Raw genomic sequence first — 1,354 nt, 5'->3', positions numbered from 1 at the left:
CCCCAACGGTGATGGCCTGCCTTGTTCTTCCTGACCGAAAGCGCGGTATGGTCGCCGCCCTGCCAATGCACCAGCATTTTGATGTGGTCGTCTTCGATGGCGACGACAATCTCGCGGATCACGGCACGGATGATCCGCTTGCGCGTGGTGGCGGTGGCGTTGGCATGATGCCATGCCAGTTCGAGATCGGCGCCCATGCGCAGCAGGCTCCGCCGTTCCTCTTCTCCCAGAGCCTCAGGCTTGTGGCGGTCGAGCGCGTCAAGCTCGTCCTGACGCTCGCGGACGGCTACGAGCGCGGCATTCCAGCGTCGCTCCAGTTCGCCTGCTACAAGCCGGTTGTCCGGGTCGACGGCGTCATACTGGCGGCGTGCATGGGCGGCTTCATAACGTGCCTGCTCGAGTGCGAGCTCCACATGGCGCCGCTTCTCTCCAGCCTGCACGGTGGAGGTCTCGATGGCCTTGATCGCCGCTTCCATGCCGAGCGGTTGAAGGCGTTGAAGAACCTCCGCGCTGACCGCCTGATCGACCCGCAACGATCCGAAGCCGATGCACGGGTCGGTTCCGTGGTTGACCTGCGCTCCGCGGCAATGATAGCGCCCCGTATTGCCGTTGCTGCCGGAATAGGAGACATGCAGCTTGCGGCCGCAATGGCCGCAGCGCAAGAGACCGCCGAGCAGCAACTCGCCCCGGCGAAGAGCACCGCGCGGCACCAGGCCTTTGCTTGTGGCATTGTCCGTGATCAGGCGCTGATTCCTCTCAAAATCGTGCCAGCTCAGGTAACCTTCGTGATGGTCGATGAGCAAGACCTCCCAGTCGGCGCGATCGCGCCTGATCCCACGCACAATCCGTTTGCGTCCGGCCTCTATGGTGACTTTGCTGCAGGTTCGCCCGAACGCATAGGCGCCGGCGTAGATCGGGTTGGTGAGAATGTGGTGCACCGTATTGTAGACGGGCAGCTTCCAGACGATCGCCCTGTCCGCCGCGCGCGTGTAATTTACGGCAGGGAGCATAATGCCCTCGCGGCGCAACCACAGATGCACCTGCCGGATGCTCTGCAGTTCGTCGAAACGCCGGAATACAAGATCGATCGCCTCGCGGATCCGCAGGTCCGGGTCTTTCTCGACCCGGTTCCGGCCCGACTTGACGTAACCGATCGCCACCGTCAGGAAAAGTTCGCCCCGTCGTGCCTTCTGCTTCAGGGCTTCGATCGAGCGGGCCCGCAGGATCGAAAGCTCCAGTTCGCTCATCGTGCCCTTCATGCCGAGCAGCAGCCTGTCGTTGGGATGACGCGGTTCGTAGATGCCGTCCTCATCGATGATGAGCGTTCCGACAAGGCCGCAAAACTCGATGAGCG

1 protein-coding gene is annotated in these 1,354 nt (G+C 62.9%); it reads right to left on the bottom strand.

Going from position 1 to position 1,354, the window contains the following annotated elements; translation table 11 throughout:
* The coding region (locus tag NKI25_RS36180) for a recombinase family protein (RefSeq protein ID WP_353000952.1) at positions 1-1,354 on the bottom strand (1,354 nt) is incomplete at both ends.

Origin of the sequence: Mesorhizobium sp. M0808, assembly GCF_040320025.1 — a bacterium.
In the GTDB taxonomy this organism is placed as follows: domain Bacteria; phylum Pseudomonadota; class Alphaproteobacteria; order Rhizobiales; family Rhizobiaceae; genus Mesorhizobium.
This window is presented reverse-complemented; position numbering and strand designations above follow the sequence as displayed.